Origin of the sequence: Streptomyces sp. NPDC002176 (assembly GCF_044903645.1) — a bacterium.
Classification (GTDB): Bacteria; Actinomycetota; Actinomycetes; order Streptomycetales; family Streptomycetaceae; genus Streptomyces.
This window is the reverse complement of sequence record NZ_JBJDQW010000002.1, coordinates 760,788-774,799: the sequence shown is the minus strand read 5'-3', so window position 1 is coordinate 774,799 and position 14,012 is coordinate 760,788. Positions and strand designations below refer to the sequence as shown.

Annotated in this window: 13 protein-coding genes; 6 read left to right on the top strand and 7 right to left on the bottom strand. The window is 72.4% G+C overall.

The window, feature by feature from the left end; all coding sequences use genetic code 11:
• Positions 1–47: 47 nt before the first annotated feature.
• Together ACI2LY_RS11760 and ACI2LY_RS11755 are read right to left on the bottom strand one after the other, a co-directional pair.
• Positions 48–1,679: a phospho-sugar mutase gene (locus ACI2LY_RS11760; protein ID WP_404707010.1), complete on the bottom strand. Its 1,632-nt coding sequence runs from the start codon at positions 1,677–1,679 to the stop codon at positions 48–50.
• Between the two features lie 45 nt (positions 1,680–1,724).
• Positions 1,725–2,549 (bottom strand): purine-nucleoside phosphorylase, encoded by an 825-nt coding sequence (locus ACI2LY_RS11755; protein ID WP_388996350.1) that lies wholly within the window; start codon positions 2,547–2,549, stop codon positions 1,725–1,727.
• 178 nt (positions 2,550–2,727) lie between these two features.
• Here ACI2LY_RS11755 and ACI2LY_RS11750 point away from each other — a divergent pair, with 178 nt between their 5' ends.
• From ACI2LY_RS11750 to ACI2LY_RS11740, 3 genes are all read left to right on the top strand, one after another.
• Entirely contained in the window at positions 2,728–4,176 is a 1,449-nt protein-coding gene (locus tag ACI2LY_RS11750; protein ID WP_393914978.1) for an NAD(P)H-quinone dehydrogenase, read from the top strand.
• Between the two features lie 179 nt (positions 4,177–4,355).
• Entirely contained in the window at positions 4,356–5,258 is a 903-nt protein-coding gene (locus tag ACI2LY_RS11745; RefSeq protein ID WP_404707315.1) for a DeoR/GlpR family DNA-binding transcription regulator, read from the top strand.
• Positions 5,259–5,308: 50 nt separating this feature from the next.
• Positions 5,309–6,268 carry an HNH endonuclease gene (locus ACI2LY_RS11740; protein ID WP_404707009.1) on the top strand — a complete coding sequence of 320 codons (960 nt, stop codon included), beginning with the start codon at positions 5,309–5,311 and terminating at the stop codon, positions 6,266–6,268.
• Positions 6,269–6,317: 49 nt separating this feature from the next.
• Here the strand turns inward: ACI2LY_RS11740 and ACI2LY_RS11735 are convergent, their stop codons facing one another.
• The gene (locus tag ACI2LY_RS11735) at positions 6,318–8,090 is read right to left on the bottom strand and encodes an acetyl/propionyl/methylcrotonyl-CoA carboxylase subunit alpha (protein WP_404707008.1); all 1,773 of its coding nucleotides are present in this window, start codon (positions 8,088–8,090) and stop codon (positions 6,318–6,320) included.
• A gap of 383 nt (positions 8,091–8,473) precedes the next feature.
• Here ACI2LY_RS11735 and ACI2LY_RS11730 point away from each other — a divergent pair, with 383 nt between their 5' ends.
• Positions 8,474–9,019, top strand: a complete 546-nt coding sequence (locus ACI2LY_RS11730; protein WP_404707007.1) for a hypothetical protein — start codon at positions 8,474–8,476, stop codon at positions 9,017–9,019.
• Here ACI2LY_RS11730 and ACI2LY_RS11725 read toward each other — a convergent pair.
• The 4 genes from ACI2LY_RS11725 to ACI2LY_RS11710 are packed head-to-tail and all read right to left on the bottom strand — an operon-like array spanning position 8,991 to position 11,658.
• Complete coding sequence (locus tag ACI2LY_RS11725) at positions 8,991–9,605, bottom strand: Maf family protein (RefSeq protein ID WP_404707006.1); 615 nt, start codon at positions 9,603–9,605, stop codon at positions 8,991–8,993. The genes ACI2LY_RS11730 and ACI2LY_RS11725 overlap by 29 nt on opposite strands.
• Before the next feature lie 27 nt (positions 9,606–9,632).
• Entirely contained in the window at positions 9,633–9,761 is a 129-nt protein-coding gene (mmpB, locus tag ACI2LY_RS11720) for a morphogenic membrane protein MmpB (protein WP_086693449.1), read from the bottom strand.
• 60 nt (positions 9,762–9,821) lie between these two features.
• Positions 9,822–10,034, bottom strand: a complete 213-nt coding sequence (locus tag ACI2LY_RS11715) for an acyl-CoA carboxylase subunit epsilon (protein WP_404707005.1) — start codon at positions 10,032–10,034, stop codon at positions 9,822–9,824.
• Between the two features lie 22 nt (positions 10,035–10,056).
• On the bottom strand, positions 10,057–11,658 hold the full coding sequence (locus ACI2LY_RS11710) for an acyl-CoA carboxylase subunit beta (protein WP_404707004.1): 1,602 nt from the start codon (positions 11,656–11,658) through the stop codon (positions 10,057–10,059).
• 110 nt (positions 11,659–11,768) lie between these two features.
• Between ACI2LY_RS11710 and ACI2LY_RS11705 the strand changes: the two genes are divergently transcribed.
• Together ACI2LY_RS11705 and ACI2LY_RS11700 are read left to right on the top strand one after the other, a co-directional pair.
• Complete coding sequence (locus ACI2LY_RS11705) at positions 11,769–12,629, top strand: biotin--[acetyl-CoA-carboxylase] ligase (protein ID WP_404707003.1); 861 nt, start codon at positions 11,769–11,771, stop codon at positions 12,627–12,629.
• Between the two features lie 250 nt (positions 12,630–12,879).
• Positions 12,880–14,004 (top strand): adenylate/guanylate cyclase domain-containing protein, encoded by a 1,125-nt coding sequence (locus tag ACI2LY_RS11700; protein WP_404707002.1) that lies wholly within the window; start codon positions 12,880–12,882, stop codon positions 14,002–14,004.
• The last annotated feature ends 8 nt before the right edge of the window (positions 14,005–14,012 follow it).

The following is a 14,012-nucleotide window of genomic DNA, read 5'->3' as shown; positions in this document are numbered from 1 at the left end:
GACAGCGCCGGGCCCACTCGTCGAAGGGTCGGCCCGGCGAACAGGGCTCAGATCCCCGCGGCGCCCGACAGATCCCGCTTGATCGCCGTCAGCAGTTCCGTCGCCCGCGCCCGCGCCGCCGGGAGGCCGGAGTGGTCCGGGACCGGGACCACCACCTCCAGGTAGCACTTCAGCTTGGGTTCGGTGCCGCTTGGGCGGACGATGACGCGGGCGCCGGTGAGGGTGTAGCGGAGGCCGTCCGTGGGCGGGAGGGTGGGGGTGCCGCGGGTGAGGTCCTCCGCCGAGGTGACCGGGAGGGACGCCAGGGCGGTGGGCGGGTGCTCGCGCAGGCGGCGCATCGCGTCGGCGATGACCGACAGGTCCTCCACCCGTACCGACAGCTGGTCCGTGGCGTGCAGGCCGTGTTCCAGCGCGAGGTCGTCGAGGAGGTCGAGCAGGGTCCGGCCGGACTCCTTCAGCTCCGACGCCAGCTCGGTGATGAGCAGCGCCGCCGTGATGCCGTCCTTGTCCCGCACGCCCTCGGGGTCCACGCAGTAGCCGAGCGCCTCCTCGTACCCGTAGCGCAGGCCGTCCACGCGGGCGATCCACTTGAAGCCCGTCAGGGTCTCCTCGTAGCCGAGCCCGGCCTTCTCGGCGATCCGGCCCAGGAGGGAGGAGGAGACGATGGACTCCGCGAAGGTGCCCGTGACGCCCCGGCCCACCAGGTGGGCGGCGAGCAGCGCGCCGACCTCGTCGCCGCGCAGCATGCGCCAGTCGCCGCCGTCGCGTACGGCCACCGCGCAGCGGTCCGCGTCCGGGTCGTTGGCGATGATCAGGTCCGGCTCGGTGCGGGTCGCCTGGGCGAAGGCGAGGTCCATCGCGCCGGGCTCCTCCGGGTTGGGGAAGGCCACGGTCGGGAAGTCCGGGTCGGGCTCGGCCTGTTCGGCCACCAGCACCGGCTCCGGGAACCCGGCCCGCGCGAACGCCGCGAGCAGTACGTCCTTGCCGACGCCGTGCATCGCCGTGTAGACGGTACGGGCGGTGCGGGCCGAGCCCTCGGCGAGCACCGCGTCCGTACGCGCCAGATACGCGTCCAGCACCTCGTCGCCCAGCACCTCCCAGCCCGACTCCGGCCGGGGCACGTCGGCGAGCGCGCGGACCGCGTCGATCTCGGCGGCGATCTCCGCGTCGGCGGGCGGCACGATCTGGGAGCCGTCGCCGAGGTACACCTTGTAGCCGTTGTCGCGCGGCGGGTTGTGGCTGGCCGTGACCTCCACGCCCGCGACCGCGCCCAGGTGCCGTATGGCGAAGGCGAGGACCGGGGTGGGCAGCGGGCGCGGCAGCACGGCGGCGCGCAGTCCGGCGCCGGTGATCACGGCGGCGGTGTCCCGCGCGAAGTCGGCCGACTTGTGCCGGGCGTCGTAGCCGATGACGACCAGGCCGCCCGCCTCGCCCTTGGCCTTGAGGTACGCGGCGAGTCCGGCGGCGGCGCGGATGACGACGGCGCGGTTCATCCGCATCGGGCCCGCGCCCAGCTCGCCGCGCAGCCCGGCGGTGCCGAACTGGAGCGTGCCGCTGAACCGCGCGGTCAGCTCCGCCGTGTCCCCGGCCTCGATGAGCTTCGCCAGCTCCTCGCGGGTCTCCGCGTCGGGGTCCTCGGCCAGCCACGCCTGGGCCCGTGCGATCACTTCGTCCTGCACCTCGGGTGAACCTCTCTCTCGAACTCTCCGACCCCCCTGAGCGGGCTACAGCCGGTTCAGCACCTGTCCCAGCAGCTCGCCCATGCGCGCCGCCGAGTCGCGGCCCGCCTGGAGGACCTCCTCGTGGTTCAGCGGCTCGCCCGTCATACCGGCGGCGAGGTTGGTGACCAGGGAGATGCCCAGCACCTCGGCGCCCGCCTCGCGCGCGGCGATGGCCTCCAGCACCGTGGACATGCCGACCAGGTCCGCGCCGATCACGCGGGCCATGCGGATCTCGGCCGGGGTCTCGTAGTGCGGGCCGGGGAATTGCGCGTAGACGCCCTCCTCCAGGGAGGGGTCGATCTCCTTGCACAGGGCGCGCAGGCGCGGCGAGTACAGGTCGGTGAGGTCGACGAAGTTGGCGCCGACGATCGGGGAGGTGGCCGTCAGGTTCAGGTGGTCGCTGATCAGCACCGGCTGGCCGGGGCGCATGCCCTCGCGCAGGCCGCCGCAGCCGTTGGTCAGCACGATCGTCTTGCAGCCCGCGGCGACGGCGGTGCGCACCCCGTGCGCGACGGCGGCGACGCCCCGGCCCTCGTAGTAGTGGGTGCGGCCCAGGAAGACCAGGGCGCGCTTGTCCCCGAAGCGGTACGAGCGGATCTTGCCGCCGTGCCCCTCGACGGCCGGCGGCGGGAAGCCGGGCAGCTCGGTGACCTGGAACTCGGCGTCGGGCTCGCCCAGGGCGTCCACGGCCGGGGCCCAGCCGGAGCCCATCACGAGGGCGACGTCGTGGGTCTCGGCGCCGGTGAGTTCGCGCAGGCGCGCGGCGGCGGCGTCGGCGGCGGCGTGCGGGTCGCCCTGGCGGTCGTCCGGAAGGAGAGATGCGTTCACGCCGATGAGGGTAGCCGGTGTTCTCCTACGCGCGTAGATGACAGAGCCCATGGGAATGCGATCGTTGTCATGCAGATTTCGACAAAGGGTGGGCAAAACGGCTGCGCAACGGCTGTGCGGGGTCCGGTGCGGTGCCAGTAAGCACCCGGCGCGCTGGCTTCGCGCCGGGTGCGGGACAATGGGGTACGTGACTCGGATCGTGATCATCGGTGGCGGACCCGGCGGATACGAGGCGGCGCTGACGGCCGCCCAGCTCGGCGCGGAGGTGACCGTCGTGGACTGCGACGGTCTGGGCGGGGCGTCGGTGCTGACCGACTGCGTGCCGTCCAAGACCCTCATCGCCACGGCCGAGGTGATGACCACCTTCGACTCCTCCTACGAGGAGCTGGGCATCATCGTCGCGGACGACACCCCGCACATCGAACAGGCGGCCCGCGTGGTCGGCGTGGACCTCGGCAAGGTCAACCGCCGGGTGAAGCGGCTCGCGCTCGCCCAGTCCCACGACATCACCGCCTCCGTCACCCGGGCCGGTGCCCGCGTCATGCGCGGCCGGGGCCGTCTGGAGGGCATGCAGGCCCTCGACGGCTCCCGCAAGGTCGTCGTCACCGCCGCCGACGGCACCGAGGAGACCCTCACCGCCGACGCCGTGCTCATCGCCACCGGCGGCCACCCGCGCGAGGTGCCCGACGCCCAGCCGGACGGCGAGCGCATCCTGAACTGGACCCAGGTCTACGACCTCACCGAGCTGCCCGAAGAGCTGATCGTGGTCGGCTCCGGTGTCACCGGAGCCGAGTTCGCCGGTGCCTACCAGGCGCTCGGCTCCAAGGTCACCCTGGTCTCCTCCCGCGACCGCGTGCTGCCCGGCGAGGACCCGGACGCGGCCGCCGTGCTGGAGGACGTCTTCCGCCGCCGCGGCATGAACGTGATGGCCCGCTCCCGCGCCCAGTCCGCCAAGCGGGTCGGCGACCGGGTCGAGGTCACCCTCGCCGACGGCCGCGTCATCACCGGTACGCACTGTCTGATGGCGGTCGGCGCGATCCCGAACAGCGCGGGTCTCGGCCTGGAGGAGGCCGGGGTCAAGCTGCGCGACTCCGGGCACATCTGGACCGACAAGGTCTCCCGCACCAGCGCGCCCGGCGTGTACGCGGCCGGTGACGTGACCGGCGTGTTCGCGCTGGCCTCCGTCGCGGCGATGCAGGGCCGGATCGCGGTCTACCACTTCCTCGGCGACGCGGTGACCCCGCTGGACCTCAAGACGGTCTCCTCGAACGTCTTCACCGACCCCGAGATCGCCACCGTCGGCTACAGCCAGGCGGACGTGGACGCGGGCAAGATCGACGCGCGGATGGTGAAGCTGCCGCTGCTGCGCAACCCGCGCGCGAAGATGCAGGGCATCCGGGACGGCTTCGTCAAGATCTTCTGCCGTCCGGGCACCGGGATCGTGGTCGGCGGTGTGGTCGTCGCGCCGCGTGCCTCGGAACTCATCCACCCCATCTCGATCGCGGTCGACAACAATCTGACGGTCGAGCAGATCGCCAAGGCGTTCACCGTCTACCCGTCGCTGTCCGGCTCGATCGCCGAGGTGGCCCGGCAGTTGCAGTCCCGCAAGGCGGGCGGAGCGGGCTGACCGGCCCGGTCGAGCGGGCCCATGCGGGCGGCATAGTCGGCCGGTAAGGCCCTATATCAGTTCCGGGGTCCGCTTGCGAACAACTTCTGCTATTCGGCGCAAACTGCTGAAAGCAGACGGTCGTTGGGGTTACTGTCAGTTTCGTGTTCGCTGCAGAACGTCGTCAACTGATCCTCGAAATGGTGCGAGCGAACGGGGCCGTATCGCTCCGTGAACTCGCCCGCGTCGTCCAGACCTCCGAAGTGACCGTACGGCGGGACGTGCGCGCTCTGGAGGCAGAAGGACTCCTCGACCGCCGACATGGCGGTGCGGTACTGCCGGGTGGATTCACGCGAGAATCCGGCTTTCCGCAGAAATCGCATCTCGCGACCGCGGAGAAGACGGCCATCGCCGACCTCGCCGCGGGACTCGTCGAAGAAGGCGAGGCCATCGTGGTCGGCGCCGGTACGACCACGCAGGAGCTGGCCCGCAGACTGGCCCGGGTACCGGGGCTGACCGTGGTCACCAACTCCCTGCTGGTGGCGCAGGCGCTGGCCCATGCCAACCGGGTGGAGGTCGTCATGACCGGCGGCACCCTCCGGGGCTCCAACTACGCCCTCGTGGGCTCCGGCGCCGAGCAGTCCCTCCAGGGGCTGCGCGTCTCCAAGGCGTTCCTCTCAGGGAGCGGCCTGACCGCCGAGCGCGGGCTGTCCACGTCCAACATGCTGTCGGCCTCCGTGGACCGGGCTCTGGTCCAGGCCGCCTCCGAGGTCGTGGTCCTGGCCGACCACACCAAGCTGGGCACGGACACCATGTTCCGTACGGTGCCCACCGAGGCGATCACGCGCCTGGTCACCGACGACCCCCCGGCCCACGACGACCGCGCCGCCACCGAGCTCCAGGCCCTGGCCGACCAGGGCGTGCAGATCACGGTGACCGGAGCGGGCGGCGCCCCGGTGACCGACCAGCCCCAGCCCCCCCGCGGCCAGCGCTCCCAACTCCCCGGCCCCCGCCGCGGCCAGGTCCCCGGCGCCGCCCTCCGCGGAGTCCTGGCCGACCAGCCCACCGACCGCCCCCGAGTAGCCGACCTGCGCCGCAGGTAGGGACTCGCCGGGGTACGCCCTGACCGCACACCCTGCGTAGGGTTCCGGCCATGACTCAGGCGCACCCCGACCGCACGGCCCCGGAGGATCTGCTCCACCGCCTCACCCACCTCCGGGTGAACCGTTCCTCCGGCGGACCGGCGCTGTACAAGCCGGTCACCCTGCTGTGGGCCATGGCACGGGCCCGGCGCGGTGCGGAGCGGCTGCTGCCCTGGTCCGAGACGGAGCGGGAGCTGGCCGGGCTGCTGGCCGCCCAGGGAGCGCCCCCGCGCCCCCACTACCCGGTGGCGTCCCTCAGCCGGGACGGGCTGTGGGCACTGCCCGGCCAGGACGACGCGCCCACCGCCCACGGTGACCCGCGCCGCTGGTTCACCGAGCGACAGCCACTGGGCGGCCCGACCGAGGAGGTCTACGACCTCTTCCGGAACTCCGCCGTGGCCCGGCTCGCGGTGCGGGAACAGTTGCTGGAGCTGTACTTCGCCGACCATGACCCGGCGCCCCTCCTCGCCCGGCTCGGGCTGCCGTACACCGAACCCGAGACGCCCGCCGAGCCGGAACCGGAGCCCGACCCGCTGGACCTGGAGCTGCCCGCCGCCCGCCCGGGCGACCCGGAGCCCTGGCTCGTCACCGCCGCCGAGTACGAACAGGGCTGCCGTCTGCTGGAGCTGACGGAGGAGCAGCGACACGGCACGCGGGCCGTCGCCTCCGGCACTCGGCCCCGGCGCTCGCGGGCGGCCCGGCTGCTGGTGCTCGGGCGCAGCGAGGGGCGTTGCGAGAACCCGGAGTGCGCCGGGCAGCCCGCCGAGCTGACCGACCGGGGACTGCCGCTGCTGGAGGTCGACCATGTGCGGGAGCTGGCCCTGGGCGGCCGCGACCACCCCGGCCAGATGGTCGCGCTCTGCCCGAACTGCCACGCCGTCAAGACCCGTGGCCGCTCCCGCGAACGGCTGCGCGCCCTGCTGCTGACGGTGGCCGAGGAACGGCACCGGGAGGCACGTACCGGGAAATGACGAACGCCCGGCTCGAAGCCGGGCGTTCCTCACGATGCGACGGAGCGCGTCAGTCCTTGATCTCGCAGATCGGGGCGCCCGAGGTGATGGAGGCGCCGATTTCGGCGAGGAGGCCCTTGACGGTGCCTGCTCGGTGGGCGTTGAGGGGCTGTTCCATCTTCATGGCTTCCAGGACGACGATGAGGTCGCCCTCCTGGACGGTCTGGCCCTCTTCGACGGCCACCTTGACGATGGTGCCCTGCATCGGGGAGGCGAGGGTGTCGCCGGTGGCGGCGGGGCCGGACTTCTTGGCCGCGCGGCGCTTGGGCTTGGCGCCCGCCGCGAGGCCGGTGCGGGCCAGGGACATGCCGAGCGACGAGGGGAGGGAGACCTCCAGGCGCTTGCCGCCGACCTCGACCACGACCGTCTCACGGCCCAGCTCCTCGTCCGCGTCCGCGTCGGCGGGGGCGGTGAAGGGCTTGATCTCGTTGACGAACTCGGTCTCGATCCAACGGGTGTGGACCGTGAAGGGGTCCTTCGAGCCGGTCAGCTCGGGGGCGAAGGCCGCGTCCCGGACCACCACGCGGTGGAACGGGATGGCCGTGGCCATGCCCTCGACCTGGAACTCGTCCAGCGCACGGGCGGCGCGCTCCAGCGCCTCCTTGCGGGTGCGGCCGGTGACGACCAGCTTGGCCAGCAGGGAGTCCCACGCCGGGCCGATGACCGACCCGGACTCCACGCCCGCGTCCAGCCGGACACCGGGACCGGTCGGCGCCTCGAAGCGGGTGACCGTACCGGGGGCGGGCAGGAAGCCCCGGCCCGGGTCCTCGCCGTTGATGCGGAACTCGAAGGAGTGCCCGCGCAGCTCGGGGTCGCCGTAGCCCAGCTCCTCGCCGTCGGCGATGCGGAACATCTCGCGGACCAGGTCGATCCCGGCGACCTCCTCGGTCACGGGGTGCTCGACCTGGAGGCGGGTGTTGACCTCCAGGAAGGAGATCGTGCCGTCCTGGCCGACCAGGAACTCACAGGTACCGGCGCCCTCGTAGGCGGCCTCCTTGAGGATGGCCTTGGACGCGCGGTACAGCTCCGCGACCTGCGCCTCGGAGAGGAACGGCGCCGGGGCCTCCTCGACCAGCTTCTGGTGGCGGCGCTGGAGCGAGCAGTCACGGGTGGAGACGACGACCACGTTGCCGTGCTTGTCGGCCAGGCACTGGGTCTCCACGTGCCGGGGACGGTCGAGGTAGCGCTCCACGAAGCACTCGCCCCGGCCGAAGGCGGCGACCGCCTCGCGGACCGCCGAGTCGTACAGCTCCGGCACCTCTTCGAGGGTGCGGGCGACCTTCAGGCCGCGACCGCCACCGCCGAAGGCGGCCTTGATGGCGATCGGCAGGCCGTGCTCCTTGGCGAAGGCCACGACCTCGTCGGCACCGGAGACCGGGTCCGACGTGCCGGCGACCAGCGGAGCACCCGCGCGCTGCGCGATGTGCCGGGCGGCGACCTTGTCACCGAGGTCCCGGATGGCCTGCGGCGGCGGGCCGATCCAGGTCAGACCCGCGTCCAGTACGGCCTGGGCGAACTCGGCGTTCTCCGAGAGGAAGCCGTAGCCGGGGTGGATCGCGTCCGCGCCGGACTCCCGCGCCGCGTTCAGGACCTTCTGGATGTCCAGGTAGCTGGTGGCCGGGGTGTCACCGCCCAGGGCGAACGCCTCATCCGCGGCCCGGACGTGCAGAGCGTCCCGGTCCGGGTCGGCGTACACGGCCACGCTCGCGATCCCTGCGTCCCGGCAGGCCCGCGCGACACGGACAGCGATTTCGCCACGGTTGGCGATGAGCACCTTGTGCACGATTGAGGCTCCCTCCTTGAAACAAGCCGAGTTTAGGGACAGCCGACACGGCACATCGACCCGTCCCCAATGGTGAGCTTGCCCACACGGAGCGTGATGCGTGGCCCGCTCGACCCACGAAAGCCCTTGTCGCACCTCGGTACGCAGGACTCCACCGGAAAACCCTAGCCCTGTCATGTGGTCAAGGTCTCTGTGAGAGCGTGCTGCGGGCCACGCGGTTTCTTTGTGGAGTCCCTACGAATGGCCCAATGATTCTTTGCCGCCGACCGGGGTCTTGTCCCCCGTCCTACCCGTTAGTAGCGTTCACGCTGACCCGGCGTACTGCCGGTAACAGGCGATCCGCGCGGGGGCGGCGGGGCAGCGGCGAAGGTGGGGTGGGGCCGGTGGTGCGCAGACCGGTGGCTTGGATCGTGACGTTCGTGCTGCTGGCCGAGGCGGTCGGCATCGCGGGGGTGAACTGGCTGCTCGGGACGGTGGTGGACGGCCAGAACATGTCGCTGGCCGGTCTCGATCCCGATGTGATGGCGACGTCCTCGAAGGCGGGAGGCGTGGTCTTCGGGCTCTACTTCGCCCTCTGCGCCCTGGTGGCCTTGCTGGTCGCGGTGCGCGACCGCGCCCCGGCCGGGCTGGGCCGCGTCCTGCTGATCAGCGTCGCCGTGGTGAACGCCCTGCTGGGCGCGGTGGCCTGGGGGCTGGTGGGCCCGGGCGCGTTCCTCGCGCTGATGGTGGTCCTCGCCCTGCTGGTGCTGCTCCTGATGACGTACGACCGTCCGCGCGACACGGGCGCCCGCCGGGCCGACCCGCCCGGCGAGGGAGGCGCCCCGGAGGCCGCCCCCGAGCCGAAGCCCACGTCCACCCCTACGGGTGATCCTCAGGGCCGTACGGCCGACACCGGGAAGATCACTCGGACGGCGCCCACAACTCCGTGATCCCGACACCCAGTTCGCGCAGCAGCTTGCGGATCAGGGGGAGGCTGATGCCGATCACGTTGCCGTGGTCGCCCTCGATGCCCTCGATGAAGGGCGCCGAGCGGCCGTCCAGGGTGAAGGCCCCGGCGACGTGGAGGGGCTCGCCGGAGGCGACGTAGCGGGCGATCTCCTCGTCCGTGGGCTCGCCGAAGCGGACCACGGTGGAGGCGGTGGCGGACACGTACCGCTTGGCGGCGGTGTCCCACACGCAGTGGCCGGTCTGGAGGACCCCGGCGCGGCCGCGCATCGCCTTCCAGCGGGCGGTGGCCTCCTCGGCGTCGGCGGGCTTGCCGAGCGCCTGCCCGTCCAGCTCCAGCACCGAGTCGCAGCCGATCACCAGCGCGCCCTGCACCTCGGGACGGGCCGCCACCACGGACGCCTTGGCCTCGGCGAGCGCGAGCGCCAGCTCGGCCGGGGTGGGGGCGCTGACGGCGTCCTCGTCCACCCCGCTCACGATCACCTCGGGCACCAGTCCGGCCTGCCGCAGCAGACCCAGACGGGCGGGGGACTGGGAGGCGAGGACAAGGCGGCGGCGCTGGTCTGTCATGCGATCAGCCTAGCGCCGGACCTGTCCTCACCTCAGTCCGATCACGATCATCGCCAGCACCATGGCCAGGGCCATGAAGAGGCCGAGCCGCCTGAGCTTCTCCTCCATGTGACGGAGTTCCTCGGGCGGCTCGTTCTCCGGGTCTGACCACAGCATGGTTCCAGCGTGGGGCGCGGCCCGGCCCGCGCGCCTGAGTACCCGTACTCAGGTTCCGGCTCAGCCCGGCCAGTAGGTGCGGGACCAGGACACCGGGCCCGGCGCGGGCAGGCGGCGGCCCGCGATCCGGGCCGGGTCCGACCACGCGTCCCGCGGCGGCCCCGCCGCGCCGGACGGCGTCTCCGCCGCCGCCACGGCGCGGGCGCGGACCACCGCCAGGGCGGCGGCCAGCTCCTCCGGGGTGGGATTGCCTCGTACGACCTTGATGTTCATGACGGCTCCCGTCGGCGCGGTCCTACAGGGGGATGTTGCCGTGCTTCTTCGGAGGCAGGGATTCCCGCTTCGTACGCAGCTGACGCAGGCCCCGGACGACGTGCGCGCGGGTGTCCGACGGCATGATCACCGCGTCCACGTAGCCGCGCTCGGCCGCCACGTACGGGTTGAGCAGCGCGTCCTCGTACTCCTGGACCAGCCGCGCCCGCGTCTCCTCGCCCGTGCCGTCCGTCTCCGCCTCGGCGATGGTGCGGCGGTGCAGGATGCTGACCGCGCCCTGCGCGCCCATCACCGCGATCTGCGCGGTCGGCCAGGCCAGGTTGAGGTCGGCGCCCAGGTGCTTGGAGCCCATCACGTCGTACGCGCCGCCGAACGCCTTGCGGGTGATGACGGTGATCAGCGGGACGGTGGCCTCGGCGTAGGCGTAGATCAGCTTGGCTCCGCGCCGGATGATGCCGTCGTGCTCCTGGTCCACACCCGGCAGGAAGCCGGGCACGTCCACGAAGGTCAGCACCGGGATGTTGAACGCGTCGCAGGTGCGCACGAACCGGGCGGCCTTCTCGGACGCCGTGATGTCCAGGCACCCCGCGAACTGCATCGGCTGGTTGGCGACCAGACCCACCGGGTGCCCCTCCACCCGGCCGAAACCGGTGAGGATGTTCGGCGCGAACAGGGCCTGCGTCTCGAAGAACTCCCCGTCGTCCAGGACGTGTTCGAGCACGGTGTGCATGTCGTACGGCTGGTTCGCGCTGTCCGGCACGAGGGTGTCCAGCTCGCGGTCCTCGTCGCTGAGCGCGAGGTCCGCCTCCTCCGGGTAGACCGGGGCTTCGCTGAGGTTGTTGGACGGCAGGTACGACAGCAGCTGCTTGACGTACTCGATGGCGTCCTTCTCGTCGCCCGCCATGTGGTGGGCCACACCGGAGTTGGTGTTGTGGGTGCGCGCGCCGCCCAGTTCCTCGAAGCCGACGTCCTCACCGGTGACCGTCTTGATCACGTCGGGGCCGGTGATGAACATGTGGCTGGTCTTGTCCACCATCACCGTGAAGTCGGTGATCGCGGGGGAGTAGACCGCGCCGCCCGCGCACGGGCCGACGACCAGGCTGATCTGCGGGATCACCCCGGAGGCGTGGGTGTTGCGGCGGAAGATCTCGCCGTACGCGCCCAGGGAGGCGACCCCCTCCTGGATGCGGGCGCCGCCGGAGTCGTTGATGCCGATGACCGGGCAGCCGGTCTTCAGCGCGAAGTCCATGACCTTGACGATCTTCTGGCCGTACACCTCGCCGAGGGCGCCACCGAAGACGGTGAAGTCCTGCGAGAACACGGCCACCGGACGGCCGTCCACCGTGCCGTACCCGGAGACGACACCGTCGCCGTACGGACGGTTCGCCTCCAGGCCGAAGTTGGTGGACCGGTGACGGGCGAACTCGTCCAGCTCGACGAACGAGTCGTCGTCCAGGAGGAGTTCGATGCGCTCACGCGCCGTCAGTTTGCCCTTGGCGTGCTGCTTCTCCACCGCGCGTTCCGAACCGGCGTGCGTCGCCTCGTGGATGCGCCGCTGGAGATCCGCGAGCTTCCCGGCGGTCGTGTGGATGTCGGTGTCGTGACGCTCTTCCGGCTCGGACATCGGGATGCGGCTCCCTGCCTGCTCAAAAGGGGGGACGATTACTCATCCGTAGCGTAGTGCGGGGCCCGTCTCCCAGGAGTGCGGTCTTTCCCACACCTAGGGTTACTTGCATGACGCCGCACAATGCCTCAGGGCCCAGCCGCTGGTCCGACCTCGACCGCCCGCCGCTCGACGCGACCGCGCTGCGCCGCGCGCTCCTCCGGGAGGGCGGCCTGTGGTCCTCGGTCGAGGTGCTCCAGCGCACCGGCTCCACCAACTCCGACCTCGTCGCCCGCGCGTCCGCCGGTACGGCCGCGGAGGGCGCGGTGCTGGTCGCCGAGGAGCAGACGGCGGGACGCGGACGGCTGGACCGGCGCTGGACGGCCCCGCCGCGCTCGGGGCTCTTCTTCTCCGTGCTGCTGCGCCCCGCCGAGGTGCCGTTGGAGCGCTGGGGCTGGCTGCCGCTGCTGACCGGCGTCGCGGTCGCCACCGGCCTGGCCCGCGCGGCCGGTGTCGACACCGCCCTGAAGTGGCCGAACGACCTGCTGGTCACCATCGGCGGCGAGGAGCGCAAGGCGGGCGGCATCCTGGCCGAGCGGGCGGGGGAGGACGGCGTGGTCGTCGGCGTCGGCCTCAACGTCACCCTGCGCGCCGACGAACTCCCCGTCCCCCAGGCGGGCTCCCTGGCCCTCGCCAACGCCGTCAGCACGGACCGCGACACGCTGCTCCGCTCCGTGCTCCGCTCCCTGGAGACCTGGTACGACCGCTGGCGCGCGGCCGCCGGTGACCCGGTCGAGAGCACCCTCCAGGAGACCTACGCGGCGGGCTGCGCCACCCTCGGCCGCCAGGTCCGCGCGGAGCTGCCGGGCGATCGGGCGCTGGTGGGAGAGGCGGTGGCGATCGACGGCGACGGGCGGCTGGTGATCGCCACGGCGGAGGGGAAGCGGGAGGCCGTCGGGGCGGGGGACATCGTGCATCTGCGCCCGGCGTGAGGCGCCCGAGCGGGGCGTCGCGGGCGTTCCCCGGCCGGTGAGGCGGGCGTTCCCGGCCGGGGAAAGTGGGCAGAGGGGCGTGGGGGCGGCGGGCCGCGCTCCCGTCGTGCGCCGTGCGCGCTGGGCGGTGCTTCCGGGGGGTGGAAGGTGCGTCCGGGTGGGCGGTCCCGGCGGAGTGAGCTGGCGCACACCTGCCGTAGAGTTGAGGCCGGTCGGTACCTGACCGCGGCAGATCGGAAGGGCAGCAGGCGTGAGCGTCGACGACACGGGCTCCGGCGCGGGCGCGGAGGGCCGGGTGGACCCCGATGCCCCCGACCCCGGCGACGACCCGCTCGCCCTCCGCCTCGAACAGCTGATCCTCGGCGCCGAGCGCCGCTACACCCCCTTCCAGGCCGCCCGCAGCGCCGGTGTCTCCATGGAGCTGGCGTCCCGTTTCTGGCGGGCCATGGGCTTCGCCGACATCGGCCAGGCCAAGGCGCTCACCGAGGCCGACGTCCTCGCCCTGCGCAGGCTCGCCGGTCTGGTCGAGGCGGGGCTGCTCAGCGAGGCCATGGCGGTGCAGGTGGCCCGCTCCACCGGGCAGACCACCGCCCGGTTGGCCGAATGGCAGATCGATTCCTTCCTGGAGGGCCTGACCGAGCCCCCCGAGCCGGGCATGACCCGTACCGAGGTCACGTACCCGATCATCGAACTGCTCCTGCCCGAGCTGGAGGAGTTCCTCGTCTACGTCTGGCGCCGCCAGCTCGCCGCGTCCGCCGGGCGTGTCGTGCAGAACGTGGACGACGAGGAGATGGTCGACCGGCGTCTCGCCGTCGCCTTCGCCGACCTCGTCGGCTTCACCCGGCTCACCCGCCGGATGGAGGAGGAGGAACTGGGCGAGCTGGTCGAGGCGTTCGAGACGACCGCCGCCGACCTGGTGGCCGCGCGCGGCGGCCGCCTCATCAAGACCCTCGGCGACGAGGTGCTGTACGTCGCCGACGACGCGGCCACCGCCGCCGACATCGCCCTCCGCCTGGTCGAGACGCTGTCCAACGACGAGACGATGCCCGAACTGCGGGTCGGTATGGCGTTGGGCACGGTGACCACGCGGATGGGCGACGTGTTCGGCACGACCGTGAACCTCGCCTCCCGGCTGACCTCGATCGCGCCGCGCGACGCCGTGCTGGTCGACAGCGCCTTCGCGGAGGAGCTGATCCGCGCCGGTCTGGCGCCCGCCTCGGAGGCGGACGCGGCGGAGGCCGTCGCCACCGCCGAGAAGGAGGGCGAGGAGCCCCCGCAGTACCGTTTCGCCCTTCAACCGATGTGGCAGCGCTCGGTGCGCGGCCTGGGCATGGTCGAGCCCTGGCTGCTGGCCCGCCGGGACGACACGAACTGAGCCCTGGG

Excerpts from the sequence above, each read along its gene's own strand:
- ACI2LY_RS11725 (WP_404707006.1), bottom strand. The coding sequence starts at position 9,605 with ATGACAGACCAGCGCCGCCGCCTTGTCCTCGCCTCCCAGTCCCCCGCC.
- ACI2LY_RS11710 (WP_404707004.1), bottom strand. The coding sequence starts at position 11,658 with ATGTCCGAGCCGGAAGAGCGTCACGACACCGACATCCACACGACCGCC.
- ACI2LY_RS11715 (WP_404707005.1), bottom strand. The coding sequence starts at position 10,034 with ATGAACATCAAGGTCGTACGAGGCAATCCCACCCCGGAGGAGCTGGCC.
- ACI2LY_RS11705 (WP_404707003.1), top strand. The coding sequence starts at position 11,769 with ATGACGCCGCACAATGCCTCAGGGCCCAGCCGCTGGTCCGACCTCGAC.
- ACI2LY_RS11750 (WP_393914978.1), top strand. The coding sequence starts at position 2,728 with ATGGGGTACGTGACTCGGATCGTGATCATCGGTGGCGGACCCGGCGGA.
- mmpB (WP_086693449.1), bottom strand. The coding sequence starts at position 9,761 with ATGCTGTGGTCAGACCCGGAGAACGAGCCGCCCGAGGAACTCCGTCAC.
- ACI2LY_RS11740 (WP_404707009.1), top strand. The coding sequence starts at position 5,309 with ATGACTCAGGCGCACCCCGACCGCACGGCCCCGGAGGATCTGCTCCAC.
- ACI2LY_RS11745 (WP_404707315.1), top strand. The coding sequence starts at position 4,356 with ATGGTGCGAGCGAACGGGGCCGTATCGCTCCGTGAACTCGCCCGCGTC.